This is a genomic window from Streptococcus sp. GMD1S, assembly GCF_000296875.1.
Lineage (GTDB): Bacteria > Bacillota > Bacilli > Lactobacillales > Streptococcaceae > Streptococcus.
Genome location: NZ_AJQY01000234.1, coordinates 1 through 752 on the forward strand (window position 1 = coordinate 1; position 752 = coordinate 752).

General features: G+C 43.8%; 1 protein-coding gene. It reads left to right on the forward strand.

Annotated features, from left to right (window positions below):
• Positions 1–752, forward strand: a 752-nt coding sequence (locus GMD1S_RS08510) for a dihydroorotate oxidase (protein WP_000000279.1), incomplete at both ends; no start/stop codon positions are given.

Below are 752 nucleotides of genomic sequence, written 5' to 3' on the forward strand. Positions count from 1 at the left end.
GCAGCGGGTGTGGCTTGTATGACGATAGAAGAGCTTGAAGGGGTCAAAAACTCAGCAGCAGGAACCTTTGTCACAAAGACAGCGACCTTGGACTTTCGTCAGGGCAATCCTGAGCCACGTTACCAGGATGTTCCACTTGGTTCTATCAACTCCATGGGCTTGCCAAATAATGGCTTGGATTACTATCTGGACTATCTTTTGGACTTGCAGGAAAAAGAGCCAAACCGTACTTTCTTCCTATCTTTAGTCGGCATGTCTCCAGAAGAAACACATACCATCTTGAAAAAAGTTCAAGAGAGCGAGTTTAAAGGATTGACTGAGCTCAATCTCTCTTGTCCAAATGTTCCAGGAAAACCTCAGATTGCCTATGATTTTGAAACAACAGACCGTATCCTATCTGAAGTATTTGCCTACTTTACAAAACCTCTTGGTATCAAGCTCCCACCTTATTTTGATATTGTGCACTTTGATCAAGCGGCTGCTATTTTCAATAAATATCCGCTCAAGTTTGTTAACTGTGTTAACTCTATCGGAAACGGCCTTTATATAGAAGACGAGTCGGTCGTTATTCGTCCTAAAAATGGTTTTGGTGGGATTGGTGGAGAGTATATCAAACCGACTGCTCTTGCTAATGTGCACGCCTTTTACCAACGTCTCAATCCGCAAATCCAAATCATTGGAACGGGTGGTGTTCTAACGGGTCGTGATGCCTTTGAACATATCCTCTGCGGTGCGAGTATGGTGCAAGTAGG